The organism is Archangium primigenium (assembly GCF_016904885.1).
GTDB classification, from domain to species: domain Bacteria; phylum Myxococcota; class Myxococcia; order Myxococcales; family Myxococcaceae; genus Cystobacter; species Cystobacter primigenius.
Window position 1 is genome coordinate 5,839,353 of sequence record NZ_JADWYI010000001.1, and the last position, 14,345, is coordinate 5,853,697.

Here is a 14,345-nt window from a genome sequence, read left to right on the forward strand (position 1 = left end):
CGGCCCCCAGGGGGGGCCGGTGTGGCGGACCCCGGTCAGGAGTGGTGGGAGTCCTCGAGCAGGGTGCCGAGGATGCCGCCCACGTCCAGACGGGCCGTCTTGATGAACAACCGCAGCGCGCGCTCCACGTGCTCGGCGAGCGTGGCCATCTTCTCCAGGCGCCGCAGGCGCTCGGCGGGCAGCCCCGGGTGCACGAGCGCCAGCCGCCGCGCCTCGCCCAGGTCCGCGCGGATGCGCGAGATGAAGGCCGCCTCGCGATCCTCCACCACATGGGACACCATGCGGATGAGATCCGTCTCGGCCGCGTAACGCCACGCGTTATCCAGGGGCGAGCGCACGCGCCGCACCACGCCCCAGCGCTCCAGGTCGCGCAGGAGCATGGACACGCCGCCCTTGGACAGCACCAGCTCGCGCTCCAGCTCGGCGGCCGTCAGGGGCTCGCCGCGCAGGTACAACAGGGCCCAGACGCGGCCCTGGTTGCGCTTGAAGCCCCAGAACTCGATGACATGGCCCACCGCGTCGGTGGCGATGGCCTCCCAGGGAGCGAGCGGCCCCAGCTCCCCGGCGTCCTGGGGCGGGGCACCCACGCCAGGCGTCCACAGGTAGCCCTTCACGCGGCGCGGCTCCGGGCCTGGGCGGCGATGCCCGCGGACAGTTGGTGGGCCCAGTCCACCAGCTCGCGGCCCATGCCCTGGTGCGCGTAGGGGCCGAGCGCCTCCAGGGCACCCTGGATTTCCTGGTTCATGCGCTCGATGGCGCGCGGCACCGCGTCCGTGGCCTCGATGGCGTCCCCCAGGGCGCGCGTGCGCTCGGGGTTGACGGTGGTGAAGGCCCAGGCGTCCTTGAGCTTGGCGCGCAGCGAGCGATCACTGCCCACCGCCAGGAGGATGGGCAAGGAGGGCGTGCCCGAGAGCATGTCCGCGTAGCGCGGCTTGCCGGGATCCGTGCCGAGCACGTCCCGGATGTCGTCGGCGATCTGGAAGGCCACGCCCAGCCGGCGGCCGAAGAGATCGAAGCGCCCGGCGGCCTCGGGCTGGCCGGCGAGCGTGGCGGCGGCGCTGCCACACCAGCCGAAGAGCGAGCCCGTCTTGCCCTCGGCGATGTAGCGCAGGCGCTCCAGGGACAGGTCCAGGTTGCCGCGCGCCTCCACCTCGGCGATGGCCGCGCGCGTCATCTCCGTCACCACCGCGAGCGCGCTCTGGCCCAGGCGCGCGTCCAGCTCGGCGAGGCGCAGGAGCGCGGTGGACAGGATGAGGTCGCCGCTCATCACCGCGACGATGTTGCCCCAGCGGGCGTTCACCGTGGGCCGGGCGCGGCGGTACATGCCGGCGTCCACCACGTCGTCGTGCAGGAGGCTGGAGGCGTGGATCATCTCCGCGGCCACCGCCACGTCCACCAGCCGCTCGGACGGCACCCCCAGGGCGCCCCCGAACAGGCGCACCAGCAGGGGCCGGGCCCGCTTGCCGCCCGCGCCCAGGCAGAGATGACGCGCCGCTTCCATCAACGTGTCGCCCTGGCAGTCCGGGCCCACGTTCCCGTCCACGAGCATCCCGCCCAGCCGCTGCTCCACACTCCCCAGAAAGCTCGACAACTCCAGCGCCAGATCCATCGTGCCCTGCTCCTTCACGGAGCGTTCATATAGTTCAAGACCTCGTGAACCGCACTTCCTTCGTAGAAGGGCGACCACCGGGGGCCATGAGGAAGACACTCGGGGGGCCCCGCGGGGCCCACAAGGGCCTGGACGGGGAGCGGGCGGGCCTGGGAGGTCGGATGGAGTAGGCGCGGGGTGTCGGATAGACAAAGGACCCCCTCCGTCCCCCTGGGAGAAGCGTGTCCCTCGCCCGGCTGCACCGCCACGTCCTGCGCAGTTTCACCCACCTGTCCTCCGCCGTGCCCATCTTCCGCCCGGGCACGGCCACCCCGCTGTTGGGCGCGCCCACGGCGAGCACCACGGCGGCGGCGCCCACGGGGCGCGACGAGCGGCGGACCCTGCGCGGCTCCCTGCGGGCCTCGGTGGGCGAGGGCATGGTGGCCGAGGTCTTCACCGCGTGCGCGGGCTCCACCGCCCTCACCGCCTGGGCGCTGGCGCTCAAGCTGAGCCCCTTCCTGGTGGGGGTGATGACGGCGCTGCCCTTCTTCTCCCAATTCATCCAGTTCCCCGCGGCGTGGCTCACGTCCACGCTGGGCCACCGGCGGGTGGCACTCGGCGTGGTGCTCCTGTCACGCCAGGTGATGTGGCCGCTGGTGCTGCTGCCCTGGCTGCCCCTGTCGCTGGAGGGTCAGCAGCGGGTGCTGGTGGGGGTGGCGGCGGTGTCGGCGGTGCTCGGCGTGGTGGGCAACAACGCGTGGGTGGCGTGGATGGGCGAGCTGGTGCCGGAGTCCATCCGGGGCCGCTTCTTCGGGCGGCGCACGGCGCTGTGCACGCTGGGCAACATCGTGGCCTCGCTCACCACGGGCGTGGTGATGGACCGGCTGCGCTCGCCCGAGGGCTTGAGCCCGGCCTTGCCGCTGCTCGCGGCGGTGGCGTGCGTGGCGGGCGCGGTGTGCACGGTGCTCATGGCGCGCCAGCATGATCCCGCGCCGCCGGGGCGCGAGCGGGCGAAGCTGGACTTCCGCGTGGCGCTGCTGCCGCTCAAGGATGACCGGGCGCGCCGGGTGCTCACCTACCAGATGGTGTGGAACGCGGCGGTGGGCCTGTCCGCGCCCTTCTTCACCTTCTACATGCTGCACAACCTGCGGATGAGCTTCCTGCTCATGTCCGTGCAGCTCGCGGCGCTGGCCGGGGTGCGCATGCTGACGGCGCCCTTGTGGGGCAAGCTCATCGACCGGGTGGGCGCCCAGCCCGTGGTGCTGGCGTGCTCGCTGGGCATCGGCTTCCTGCCGCTCGTGTGGCTCTTCCCCTCCCCCACCTTCCTCTGGCCGCTGGTGGCGGACGCGCTGCTGGCCGGCGTGCTGTGGTCCGGCCACAACCTGGCCATCTTCGCGCTGCCCCTGTCGGTGGCCCCGCGCAAGGGCCGGCCCTTCTACCTGGCGGCCTTCTCCACCGCGGGCGGCCTCGCCTACGCGCTGGCCTCGTCGCTGGGCGGCGGCCTCGCCAGCCTCCTGCCCACGACGTTCACCGTCGGGGGCCACCTGTGGGACAACTTCCAGGTGCTCTTCCTGCTGTCGGGCCTGGCGCGCATCGCGGCGGCCTTCCTCGCCGTGCGCATCATCGAGCCCGGTGTGCGCACCGCGCGCTCGCTCGGGGAGCTGGTGGCGCTGCTCCAGCCACCCCGGAGCGCCCCCGCCCTGGAGCGCGCCCCCGCGCCGAGCCCCCTCGTGGAGCCCCTGCCCGCGCGCGCCGAGGGCTGAGGGGTTGTCCGAGAGAAGCCTTCTACAGGACGACCCCGGGCGCCCCCGCGAGGGCCGCGCGCAGCGCCTCGACGGTCGTGTCGCTCTTCCTGGCAACGGTCGGCGCGTGCCAGACCGACGCGACCGTGCCCTCGGGCGGATCGCTCACCGTCCTGATCACCGAATCGAAGGACCCAGGCCACGCCCGCCGAGCCATCTCCGCCGCGTGTCGGCGTGCGTCCAGGAAGGTGAAGCAAGGCCAGAGCGGTAGTCGAATGGTGCTCAGGTCGCAGTTGAAAAACCGGCAGCCATTGAGGTGGGCCTCGGAGAAGTCGCAGTCCTCGACCCCTCCCGCCTTTTCCCTGTCGAACAGGTCCGCGCGGAAACCGAAGTCGTTTCCGCTGAAGCCGCCCTTGAAATGGCATCCCTTCAGCTCCATCGGTGCCCACGACACGCCCTTCGCTTGGAGGGTGCAGTCGATGAATTGGCCGGACATGGGGACCAGCGAGCGCCCAGTCGCGCTGATCACGACGGTGCAGTCACGCAGTGTGAGGTCGGGACCGAGCCAGTAGATCGGCCCCTCCGGGCCCGTGATGTCGACACCACGGCTGTTCCACGACAGGCGCGGGAACCACTGCTTCATCTGGAGCTCCACCCACCGCCCGCGTGCCTGTCACTCCAGGAGATTCGCGCGGTGCTTGAGACCGCGACGTCGCACGGCGTCGATGGCCCCGCGCTCCTCGTCCCTCAAAAACGCCTCGGACCACTTCGCCGCCACCTCCTTCACGGCCGCCTGCGACTCGTCGCCCAGCCGGTCCTCGCCAGGAATGTCCTCGTAGCTCTTGCCGCGTGGGAGGTGCCACCGCGCCTCGGTGCCGAGGATGACCTGAGTGTTCCCCCCCGCGGTGCTGGATGGCCACGGTGCCCGCGGGCCCTCCAGCGGCGCCCGAGCCGCCGCTTCTCGCCAGCACGTCGAGGGCAAAGGGCGCCTGCGCAGCCATGAGTCCGTCGTGGCCACGCAGCGCCGTCTTCTGCGCGTTGTTCGTGTCCTTCCGGGTGTGTACGCTCTCAGTAACAAGGGGGAGCCATGCCGAACGCGTTCGAGTGTCAACGCTGTAAGCGCCAGTTCCAGAATGGGTCGCAGATCTGCCCCTTCGGTCCGGGTCACGTCGTGGTTCGGATCCAGGCGTCCCAGCCACGGGTCCTCTCGGCCCGCAGTCAGCTTGCGTCGAAGACGCTGGCGCTGAAGACGGAGGGCGCGGGCACTCCGTCCGATGACGCTCCACTGGCTCCGGGAGACTGGACGGAGCGCGATCGAGAGGAGTGCACCCAGCGCTGGCAAGACGCCTGCCTCTACAACCTGAACGCGAACAACTTCCGCCGCTACACCCGCATCATCGAGCGGCGGGACTTCTACTACTGGTTCTACCGATACACGGCCCGCCGCGACTACCAGACGAGATGGGCCCTCGCGGCGGCAATCGTGGCCACGGGCGCCCATGAGGTCGCCATCATGAACCCGGGCCTGGAAGACCTGGGTCGTATGGCCCGCACCGTCAGCAACGAACTCCAAGCGATGATGCGCGAGGGCAATCAAGTCATCTTCGACAACGTCTTTCCCAAGCTGCGCCTTCTCTCAAGACAGCGGCTCCGGGGACAGCCCGCCTTCAACTGGGACATGCAGACGCTCTCCGATGAGCAGACCCTCATCCAGCCGCTCTATCGGGGGGTGTCGCAGGCCGCGCGCGAGCAGCTCAATCAGATTGCCCGCTTGCAGGGATTGCCCGGGGCCGTCGCGAGAATCTCGCCCAGCGCGGTCGTGAGGGACGAGCCCCCCTACATCCGGGGAGGCCGTGTTCCCGCCTTCGCGGGGATCTCGCTCACGTCCATTGATGCGCGATGGCATTATGGGATGACACTGGGCGATCGCTTCACCCCGGGTGGGACGGGCTACGCTCCCTTGAGGCACAGGCGCCCGCCCACCTCCGCCAGCTACGTGACGGGTGCGGAACTCGCCCTGGTGCGCACCCGCCCCAACCTTCACCGGCTGGATGCCGCGCTCGATGGTGCCTCCGTGGGCGCGGAGTGGCTCAGGCGAGAAGTGGAGGCGATCTTGAGGCGGTTGACGCCTGCCGAGCAGGCCGAGATCCTCCGTGACCGCAAGCCCGATGGAGGGCGCTACTCCGTTCATTGCCGCCTCGTTGGCTTTCGCACCATGTGCTCCGTGCTGGCCACGTGGCGCGTCAGCCTCGAGGCGCAGATGCGTTTCTTGAGTGCGCACATCGGCGGAGAGAACAATGGTCCCTGGATTGACATGTCTTACAGTGACCTCGCCCCCATCATCCGCCTGTTCTCCCAGGCCGAGAAGAACCGGCTTCACACGCAGGAGTGGCAGCGGGTATTCACCCTCGTCTGCGACGACAGCGGCATGCGCGACGCCGTCAGGGACCTGGGCCTGCCGGAGCCCTTGCGGACCCGGTGGCTCATGAACGAGGAACGTTGGTTTCATTGAACGGGATGAATTCTCGGGACGGCACCCGGCGTGGGCCTGGCTGGCGCGCGGGACTGGTGCTGGGACTGCTCGTGCTCACGGCCTTCCTCGTCTACCTGTATCGGGCGGAGCTCTTCATCCTCCTCGTGTTGGGGCGGAGTGACATGGACTGGGTCCAGCAGGTCGAGCGGGAGAACAGCACGGGTCATGAGTCGGCCGAGGGCGTCGTCGCGACGGCGGACGGCTTCTGCGTGTTCGGCCACACCAACTCCCGGCGCCCCGGCGTCGATCAGGCCTGGGTGCTTCGATTCGGGATGGCTCCACCCCCTCGCTGGGAACGGACCTATGGGGCGGGAGAACGCGTCACGGGGACGTTGTCCCGTGCCATGGCGTCCCTGCCGGGAGGTGGGTTCATCGTCGTTGGAGAGCAGGAGTCGGTCGGCAGGCTGTTCCTGGGCTGGCTCCTCGCGCTCTCGCCCGAAGGGGAGGTGCTCTGGGAGCGGACCCTGGGGCTCGCCGAGGGGAGTGCGCTCCAGGCCGTCGCGGTGCTCGAGGATGGTTCCATCGTCGCGGGGGGCTCCCAGTCACGGGAGGGCTGGGTGGTGCGGGTGGATTCGCGGGGGGAGGTGCTCTGGGACGTGCAACTGCCCCAACTCGAGCGTGTCACCGCCCTGGTGGCCCTCCCGGCGCAGCGTGTGGCCGTCCTGGGCACGGCGGAGACCAGCAGCGTGGCATTGGGCGTCTCGAGGCTGTTCCTGCTGGAGTCCGACGGCCGGGTCACCGCCGAGAAGCGCTTCCCGGAGGGCGTCCAGGGGGAGCTGGTCTCGATGGCCCTCCTCCCCGAGGGAGGACTCATCGCGACGGGTCGCCAGCGCCAGTCGGCTCCGGACGACGATCGGCTCTGGGTGGTTCGCATGGACCCGCGAGGGGAGCTTCTCTGGGAGTACCTCCCGGAAGGCACGTCTGACGAGGCAGGTCTTGCCATCACCGCCCTCCCCGATGGGGGCGCGGTCGTGCTTGGGTACAACTGGAAGGAGATGCTGGTTGATCGGGAGGCCAAGGTGTGGCGCTTCTCCGCGGATGGACGCTTGGTGTGGCAGCAGTCCTACGGGGGGGCCAAGGAAGATCTGGGAACTGGCATCGCCCGCCTGGCGGACGAGAGCCTCGTGGTCGTGGGGATGACGACCTCTCAGGGCGCGGGCAAGACGGACCTGTGGACCTTCGGGCTCTCCCCCGAGGGACAGCTCCTCTGGGAGGAGACATTCGGGGCAAAGTAAGGCCCGGCGTGCGCACCGCGCGCTCGCTCGGGGAGCTGGTGGCGCTGCTCCAGCCACCCCGGAGCGCCCCCGCCCTGGAGCGCGTCCCCGCGCCGAGCCCCCTCGTGGAGCCCCTGCCCGCGCGCGCCGAGGGCTGAGTTTGCCTTCGTCGTCGCCAAACGGGTAAATCCCGCCTTCTCTACTTCTCAGGAGGCGGGTGTGAACGGACGTGCATGGGCGGCAGGAGGGTTGTTCCTCGCGATGGGGCTCGTGGGCGTGAGCGGCTGTGGCCCGGGGGAGGCCTCGGGGAGCGAGGGCGCCGGAGCGGCCCACGCCCAATCCCAGGCGCTCACCGAGGGCGCGCCCCTGACGAGCCATGACGCCCAATGCCTGCGGCTGGTGGACGCGAACACCTGGACCACCGCCGTGGCGAACCTGGCCCCCGTGGGCCCGGCGCTGGGGCTGTCGGACCTCCTGGGCGATCTCAACCGCGCGGGCCCGGTGCTCACCGCGAGCACCCGGCCACCGGCCACGGGCTACAAGGGGGGCTTTCGCTGGAACGACGGTGACATGGCCACCACCGAGTGGATTCCCCAGGGCCTGACGGCGGGCATGTCCGGCAGCCGCAACATCGCCCTGGTTTCCTGGCACTACGCGCTGAGCGGCCCGGACAAGGGCGTGCGCGTGTCGGTGGCGGACATCTCGGACATGTCGGCCAGCGCGGTGAACTACCGGCACGTGCTGCTCGTGCGGCCCACCGGCGAGGGCCAGTTCACCACCGTCAACGAGCACGGTGGAGGGCTCGCCTGGTTCGGCGACTACCTCTACATGGCGGACACCTCGGATGGGCTGCGCGTGTTCGACCTCAAGCAAGTGCGCCAGGTGGACACCGGCACCGCGTGCGAGACCCAGGTGGGCAAGGTGGGCGCGGTGTGGTGCGCCTACGGGTACAAGTACGTGCTGCCCCAGGTGAGCGCGTACACCGTGCCCGCGAGCATCACCCTGCCCTGCCGTCCCAAGTTCTCCTTCCTCGGCAAGGACACGCGCGGCGGCACGAGCGCGGTGCTCTCCGGGGAGTACTGCAACAACGGCGACACCCCCTGTCCCCATGACGGCACCACGCCGGGACTCGGCGGGCGGCTCTACCGCTGGCCGGTGAACGCCACCACGCACCGGCTCGAGGCCTCGGGAGGCGCGGTGGTGCCCGAGCGCGCGTGGATCACGAACGAGCCCAACCTGCAGGGCGTGGCGCCGGTGATGACGGCGACGGGCACGAGCACCTACTGGCTGAGCTCCACGCGCTACGGCGGGGCGCTCTTCAAGGTGTCCACGAGCGCCTCGCGCAAGACGTTCCTGTCGGGCTCCTCGCAGTGGGCGCGGATGCCCGAGGGCATGCACGCCACGGGCAGCGGCACCAACCTGTGGACGGTGACCGAGGGCGTCAGCGGCGTAACGAATCCCGCCACGGGCGGCCGCGTGGTGTTCTACGTGGATCAGGCCGCGGTGGACTGACTCAGCGCGGATCGAAGCGCAGGCGCCACACGCGCCGCGCGTGCTCCTCGGTGGCGCGCGACAGCCGCTCCACGAGCTCCAGGAAGCGCGTCCGGCGCGCCTCCAGCTCCGGCTCCGGGGGCTCGAGGGGCGCGCCCCGGTCGAACCACAGCAGCGCGCGCAGGCCACCGAGCAGCCGGTGCAGGGGAAACAGCCCCACCGCCTCCTGGGCCGTCACCCGCCGCGCGCGGAGGGGCGTCAGGGCCGGCGCCACGGTGTCCGGGGCGCGCTTCTTCCACAGGACCAGGCACTCCACGTAGCCGAGCGCTCCGTCGGGCAGCAGGTACAGGCCGTGCCGCGAGGACACGCCCGAGTCCTCCGCCGGACTCCGGTGCGCCCCGCCCTCGTCGACCCGCACCGCCAGGGGGTAGCCATGCGTGGCCAGCCAGGGCGTGCGCCGCACCCGCCGGGAGTGTGTCCCCAGCCGGGCCTCCAGGGCGCGCAGCTCCAGCTCGGACAGTCCGCCCGGCGTCCGGCAGCGCTCGAGCACGGGCATGAGCTGGAAGCGCTGGAGCTCGGGGCGCGCCAGGGCGAGCAGCTCCTCGAACACCCGCGCGTGGCCGACCTCCAGCGAGCGCAGCGGCTCCAGCAACGCCTGGAAGGCATCCACCGGGGGCGCCTCGGACGCCGGGGCCGGCTCGCGCGCGAAGGCGGGCAGCTCCTGGGGCGTCGGGCGCCGGTCCGACAGGTGGATGAGGGAGGGCGGTGCGTGAGGGTCCTTCGTGGACACGGCGCCCTCCCCTGGACTCAGCTCGTGGGCAGATCGAGCTTGTAGCCGTTGCGCTCGAGCATCTGCTTGAACTCGCCCTTGGCCACCGCCTTGATGTAGGCGTCGTTCGGCTCGCACAGCTTGCGCTTGACCAGGTCGAGCAGCGCGTCGTTGAGCGTGGACATGCCGATGCCGCGCGAGGTCTGCATGATGGACGGAATCTGGAACGTCTTGCCCTCGCGGATGAGGTTGGCCACGGAGTTGGTGCACAGGAGCACTTCCTGCGCGGGCACGCGGCCACCGCCGATCTTCTTGATGAGCATCTGCGAGATGACGCCCTTGAGCGACTCGGAGAGCATCATGCGGATCTGCTCCTGACGATCCGAGGGGAACTGGTCGATGATGCGGTCCACCGTCGAGGGCGCGGTGTTGGTGTGCAGCGTGCCGAAGACGAGGTGGCCCGTCTCCGCCGTCTCGATGGCGATGGCGATCGTCTCCAGGTCTCGCATTTCGCCCACCAGCACGATGTCCGGATCCTCTCGGAGCGCGGCGCGCAGGGCGTTCTTGAAGCCATGCGTGTGCACGTGGACCTCGCGCTGGTTCACCAGACACTTCTTGTTCGGGTGAACGAACTCGATCGGGTCCTCGATCGTGATGATGTGATCCTCGCGGTTGCGGTTGATGTAGTCGATCATCGCCGCGAGCGTCGTGGACTTGCCCGAGCCGGTGGGGCCCGTCACCAGCACTAGGCCCTTGCTCAGGAAGCACAGGTCGAGGATGTGCTTGGACAGGCCCATGTCCTCGGCCGTCATGATCTTCGTGGGGATCTGCCGCATCACCGAGCCGATGCCCTTGCGATCCTCGAAGACGTTGACGCGAAAGCGCGCCCGGTCCGTCTCGTAGGCGAAGTCCGTGTCGCGCGTCTCCTCCCACTGCTTCTTGTTCTTCTCCGGCGCGATGCTCCAGAGCATCGCCTTGAGCCGCTCGTGCGTGAGGGGCCGGTAGTCCTCCTGGGGCACCATGTCGCCGTCCACGCGCAGCATGGGCACCACCTGGCTGGACATGTGAAGGTCGGAGGCCTTCTTGTCGAGCATGCGGTTGAGCAGGCCGAGCAGCGTCTTGTGCGCGTCGGGGTCCGCGGTGTCCACCGGGAGCACCTGGATGGCGGGCGCGGCGGGCGCGGCCGGCTCGGGGGCCTTGGCGGCGACGGGCGCGGGCGCGGGCGCGGCGGCGGGCGCGGTGAACGCACCGCCCGAGCCCCGGGCCGCCAGCTCCATCATGTCCGCGGGCGAGGCGAGCTCCAGCTTGTCGTCCTCGGACGCGGGCGGCAGATCCAACCCCACGGGGGCCGCGGCCGCCACCATGGTGTTCTTCGCCGCGGGGGGCAGCGGCACCGCGGCCGGGGCCGCCTTGGCGGGCACCAGCGCCACCTTGAGGTGGCCGCCCACGTTCTGCACCTTCACCTGCACCGCGCCGGAGGGCGCGGTGTACGCGAAGGAGGACACGCCCTCGGGCGGGAAGTTCGCCCGCAGGTCCGCGGGGACGATCTCCGACAGGGCGCCGATGATCTGCTGCGAGTTGAGGCCGGCCTTGACCACGGGCACGTTGCCCGAGGCGGTGCGCAGGGTGATGCCACTGCCGGTCTCCAGCATGATGGCGACACCGGATTCCTTGTACAGCTTGTCGATGAAGGCGTCGAAACGGGCCATGGCGTCTCAGCGGCGGAGGGTTTCCACGTACGCGACGTGGTGTTTGTTGAGGAGCACGACGTGCTGCCCGCCCTCTTCCAGCAGCGGGAAGAACGGGGGGGCGCTGTTGAGATAGTCGGTGAGGCGCGAGTGGGCCTCGGGCAGGACGTAGGCGATGATGCCGTTGAGCACCTGGCCGTCCACGAGCTTCACCTCCACCTCGTGCTCGGTGGGCAGGTTGAAGGGGTCCACCATGTGCGGCTCGTGCTCGGCCCCCACGCGCGCCAGGGCGAGGTTCTCGCGGTGCACGAACACCATCGCGTCCGTGTCCGCGTCGTGCGCGGGGATGAAGCGCGGCCCGGCGCCGTTGAGCAGGTCCGACAGCCGCTCGCCACCGTCACGGCCGGGCACCGCCTCGGCGAGGAACACGGCCACTTTGCGCGACGCGCCACCGGGCAGCACCAGCTCGGCCGCCACGCGTCTCTTGGGTACGGATAAGGATTGCAGCATCAGGAAGCCAGGGCGAGGAGGAGTGCGTTTTCTATCACACCCGCCCCCGCCCTCTAGAATCCACCCGCCCCGGCCGCCCCCCGCTCCCCCGCTTCCCTGCCCGGGAGACGGAGATTCGGGTTGCCCTCCTCCTCCGCCGCCAATATGATAATGAGAATCATTATCAATTATTTCCGGGAGCAGAAGAAGATGAGTGAGACCGAGCGCGTTGTCCGGCAGGGCCCCTTTCCCGTGAAGCTGCGGCTGCTCGAGGTGCTCCGGGTGACGCGGCTGACGCCGCACATGGTGCGCGTGACGGTGGGCGGGCCGGAGCTGGAGGGGTTCGAGAGCCGGGGCGCGGACGATCACGTGAAGCTGTTCTTCGCCGAGCCGGGCCAGCGCATGCCGTCCATGCCGGTGCTCGGGCCCAACGGCCTGTCCATGCCCGAGGGCAAGCCCAAGCCGGCCTCGCGCGACTACACGCCCCGCCGGTATGACGCGGCCCGGGGGGAGCTGGACATCGACTTCGTGTTGCACGGCGCGGGGCCGGCCTCGTCGTGGGCGGCGGCGGTCAAGCCCGGGGACTTCCTGGGCGCGGGCGGCCCGCGCAGCACCACCACCGTGGCGGACGACTTCGACTGGTACCTGCTGGCCGGCGACGCCAGCGCCCTGCCCGCCATCGGCCGTCGGCTGGAGGAGCTGCCCGCCCACGCGCGCGCCCTCGCCTTCATCGAGGTGGACGACGCCTCCGAGGAGCAGCGCTTCGACACCCGGGCCCAGGTCCAGGTCACCTGGCTGCACCGCAACGGCGCCGAGGCCGGCACGACGAAGCTCCTGGAGAACGCCCTGCGGGAGGTGCAACTGCCCCCGGGGGACGGCTACACCTGGGTGGCCGGCGAGGCCACCACCCTCAAGTCCATTCGTGAGCACTTGCACACCGAGCGCGGGCTGAACAAGGCGTGGACCCGGGTGACGGGCTACTGGAAGCGCGGCGCCTCGGACCATCACGACGCGAAGGGGTAAGTGCCAAGGGGTAAGTGCCAAGGGGTAGGTGCCCAGGGGTAAGCGCGCGCGGGTGAACAGACGCGACAACTCACCACAGGGCCCCCCGGGGCCCTGACCCTTAGAGTGCGCCGCGTCATGTGGACCCTTCGCCTCGCCGCCTCCCTCGCCCTGCCCCTGGTGCTGCTCGCCGGAGAGGCGCGCGCCTGCGCCACCTGCGCCTGTGGTGATCCCACCCTGACGTCCATGGGCACCGAGCAGCCCTTCGCGGGGCGGCTGAGGCTGGCCACCCAGGTGCGCGCCTGGGGCCTGGACTCGGGCCAGGTGACGGTGGACGGGCTGGCCCTGCGCGAGCTGCGCATGGACGTGTCGGCCGCCTATGCCCCCCTGCCCTGGCTCTTCCTGTCCGCCACCCTGCCCGTGCAGGCGCGCACCGTGCGCGACGTGAGCCTCGCGCGCGAGGCGGGCTGGGGCATCGGGGACATGGAGGTGGCCGCCAAGGTCTTCCTCTTCCGGGACCGGCAGTTCTCCGCCAACCACCTGTTCGGTCTGCTCGTGGGCACGCGCCTGCCCACCTCCTCGACCCTGCGCGACACCCAGGGCCGGGTGCTGTCACTCGACGCCCAGCTCGGCACGGGCTCGTGGGATCCCCTGCTCGGCCTGTCGTACACGGCCTTCCTCGGCGACTGGTCCTTCCTGGCGAGCGCCACGGGCTACCTGCCCACCCGGGGCCGCGAGGGCTTTCGCGCGGGCCCCGCGCTGCGCTCCACCCTGGCCGCGCAGTTCCAGCCCGCCACGCGCTGGGCGCTGCGCATGGCCGTGGACGGGCTCGTCGAGGGCGAGAGCAACCACGCGGGCGTGCGGGACGAGGTGGGCAGCGGCAGCCTCGTCTACCTCTCGCCGGACGTGCTCTTGAGCCCCGCCCTGGACGTGGTGGTGCAGCTCGGCGTGCGCCTGCCCGTGCTCAACCGCATGCGCGGCGACGTGCGGCAGATGCCCATCCTCCAAGTCGCCCTCGCCTACGATCTATGAAGAAGACCCTGGCCTCCTGGCTCCTGCTGATGGCCCTTGGCGCGTGCGGCGTGCGCGAGGAGGGCATCCGCTTCCACCTGGCGCTCGACTTCCGCCCCGCGCGCGAGACCCGCGCCGAGGGCACCGCCCGCCAGTTCCTCAATGACCGGGGCGATCGCATCACCCTGACCCGGGCCCGCGTCACCCTGGGCAGCGTGGAGATCCACCCCTGCGCGACGAGCAGCGCCTGGCGATGGCTGCGCGCGCTCTCGCCCGTGGGCACGGCCCACGCGCACTCGGAGGGCACGCCGCGGCGCCTGGGCATTCCGCACATCAACGGCCTGGAGCTCGCGGACGGCGAGCCCGTGGCGCTCGGCACGCTGCGACCCCCGCCGGGCCGCTACTGCCGCGCGCACCTGGTCTTCGCGCCCGCGGACGCCGACGCGGAGGGCCTGGCCCGACACGGGGACATGGAGGGCCGCACGCTGATGCTGGAGGGCGAGTGGATTCCCGCCGGCGGGGGCGCGCCCCGGCGCTTCCACGTGGAGAGCGACGGGGTGTTCAACGCCGAGGTGTCACTGGACGGGGTGGACCTGTCCGAGGACACGCGGGAGGCCGGCCGCACCCTGCACCTGACGTACGACCGGTGGCTGGACGGCGTGGACCTGGCCGCCCCCGACGTCTCCGAGCAGGTGCTGCGCAACGTGGCCCGCGCCGTGACGAGCGACCACTGAGCGCGGGTCGCACGGGTTAATCACGAATTCATTGACTCCGTCTTCAGGGGTGTCGACAGTGGCGGGACCGGATCATCCGGTGGC

The 14,345-nt window shown here is 70.8% G+C and carries 14 protein-coding genes; 8 read left to right on the forward strand and 6 right to left on the reverse strand.

Annotated features, from left to right (window positions below; translation table 11 throughout):
• Nucleotides 1-35: 35 nt before the first annotated feature.
• Together I3V78_RS23900 and I3V78_RS23905 are read right to left on the reverse strand one after the other, a co-directional pair.
• Nucleotides 36-614 (reverse strand): MarR family transcriptional regulator, encoded by a 579-nt coding sequence (locus I3V78_RS23900; protein ID WP_204490754.1) that lies wholly within the window; start codon nucleotides 612-614, stop codon nucleotides 36-38.
• Nucleotides 611-1,609 (reverse strand): polyprenyl synthetase family protein, encoded by a 999-nt coding sequence (locus tag I3V78_RS23905; RefSeq protein ID WP_204496781.1) that lies wholly within the window; start codon nucleotides 1,607-1,609, stop codon nucleotides 611-613. Before I3V78_RS23905 ends, I3V78_RS23900 begins: the two co-directional genes overlap by 4 nt.
• 221 nt (nucleotides 1,610-1,830) lie before the next feature.
• On the opposite strand from I3V78_RS23905, the gene I3V78_RS23910 reads away from it, so the two are divergent.
• Nucleotides 1,831-3,351: an MFS transporter gene (locus tag I3V78_RS23910; protein WP_204490755.1), complete on the forward strand. Its 1,521-nt coding sequence runs from the start codon at nucleotides 1,831-1,833 to the stop codon at nucleotides 3,349-3,351.
• Between the two features lie 22 nt (nucleotides 3,352-3,373).
• Here I3V78_RS23910 and I3V78_RS23915 read toward each other — a convergent pair whose 3' ends face one another.
• Nucleotides 3,374-3,973, reverse strand: a complete 600-nt coding sequence (locus tag I3V78_RS23915; protein ID WP_204490756.1) for a hypothetical protein — start codon at nucleotides 3,971-3,973, stop codon at nucleotides 3,374-3,376.
• 444 nt (nucleotides 3,974-4,417) lie between these two features.
• Between I3V78_RS23915 and I3V78_RS23920 the strand changes: the two genes are divergently transcribed.
• The 4 genes from I3V78_RS23920 to I3V78_RS23930 all read left to right on the forward strand — a co-directional run bounded on the left by I3V78_RS23920 (nucleotide 4,418) and on the right by I3V78_RS23930 (nucleotide 8,589).
• Complete coding sequence (locus tag I3V78_RS23920; protein ID WP_204490757.1) at nucleotides 4,418-5,842, forward strand: hypothetical protein; 1,425 nt, start codon at nucleotides 4,418-4,420, stop codon at nucleotides 5,840-5,842.
• A 5-nt stretch (nucleotides 5,843-5,847) separates the two neighbouring features.
• Nucleotides 5,848-7,098 carry a hypothetical protein gene (locus I3V78_RS23925; protein WP_239576556.1) on the forward strand — a complete coding sequence of 417 codons (1,251 nt, stop codon included), beginning with the start codon at nucleotides 5,848-5,850 and terminating at the stop codon, nucleotides 7,096-7,098.
• An 8-nt stretch (nucleotides 7,099-7,106) separates the two neighbouring features.
• Nucleotides 7,107-7,235 (forward strand): hypothetical protein, encoded by a 129-nt coding sequence (locus I3V78_RS39965; protein WP_275583502.1) that lies wholly within the window; start codon nucleotides 7,107-7,109, stop codon nucleotides 7,233-7,235.
• 91 nt (nucleotides 7,236-7,326) lie between these two features.
• Entirely contained in the window at nucleotides 7,327-8,589 is a 1,263-nt protein-coding gene (locus tag I3V78_RS23930; RefSeq protein ID WP_239576558.1) for an LVIVD repeat-containing protein, read from the forward strand.
• A gap of 1 nt (nucleotide 8,590) precedes the next feature.
• On the opposite strand, the gene I3V78_RS23935 is transcribed toward I3V78_RS23930, so the two are convergent.
• The 3 genes from I3V78_RS23935 to I3V78_RS23945 are packed head-to-tail and all read right to left on the reverse strand — an operon-like array spanning nucleotide 8,591 to nucleotide 11,502.
• The gene (locus I3V78_RS23935) at nucleotides 8,591-9,358 is read right to left on the reverse strand and encodes a hypothetical protein (RefSeq protein ID WP_204490758.1); all 768 of its coding nucleotides are present in this window, start codon (nucleotides 9,356-9,358) and stop codon (nucleotides 8,591-8,593) included.
• A 17-nt stretch (nucleotides 9,359-9,375) separates the two neighbouring features.
• Nucleotides 9,376-11,046: a type IV pilus twitching motility protein PilT gene (locus I3V78_RS39970; RefSeq protein ID WP_204490759.1), complete on the reverse strand. Its 1,671-nt coding sequence runs from the start codon at nucleotides 11,044-11,046 to the stop codon at nucleotides 9,376-9,378.
• Between the two features lie 6 nt (nucleotides 11,047-11,052).
• The gene (locus I3V78_RS23945) at nucleotides 11,053-11,502 is read right to left on the reverse strand and encodes a calponin homology domain-containing protein (protein WP_204490760.1); all 450 of its coding nucleotides are present in this window, start codon (nucleotides 11,500-11,502) and stop codon (nucleotides 11,053-11,055) included.
• A gap of 222 nt (nucleotides 11,503-11,724) precedes the next feature.
• Between I3V78_RS23945 and I3V78_RS23950 the strand changes: the two genes are divergently transcribed.
• From I3V78_RS23950 to I3V78_RS23960, 3 genes are all read left to right on the forward strand, one after another.
• A complete protein-coding gene (locus tag I3V78_RS23950; RefSeq protein WP_204490761.1) occupies nucleotides 11,725-12,537 on the forward strand; it encodes a siderophore-interacting protein in 813 nt (270 codons plus the stop codon).
• Between the two features lie 117 nt (nucleotides 12,538-12,654).
• A complete protein-coding gene (locus I3V78_RS23955) occupies nucleotides 12,655-13,548 on the forward strand; it encodes a transporter (protein WP_204490762.1) in 894 nt (297 codons plus the stop codon).
• Nucleotides 13,545-14,261, forward strand: a complete 717-nt coding sequence (locus I3V78_RS23960) for a hypothetical protein (protein ID WP_204490763.1) — start codon at nucleotides 13,545-13,547, stop codon at nucleotides 14,259-14,261. The genes I3V78_RS23955 and I3V78_RS23960 overlap by 4 nt, the downstream gene beginning before the upstream one ends.
• The last annotated feature ends 84 nt before the right edge of the window (nucleotides 14,262-14,345 follow it).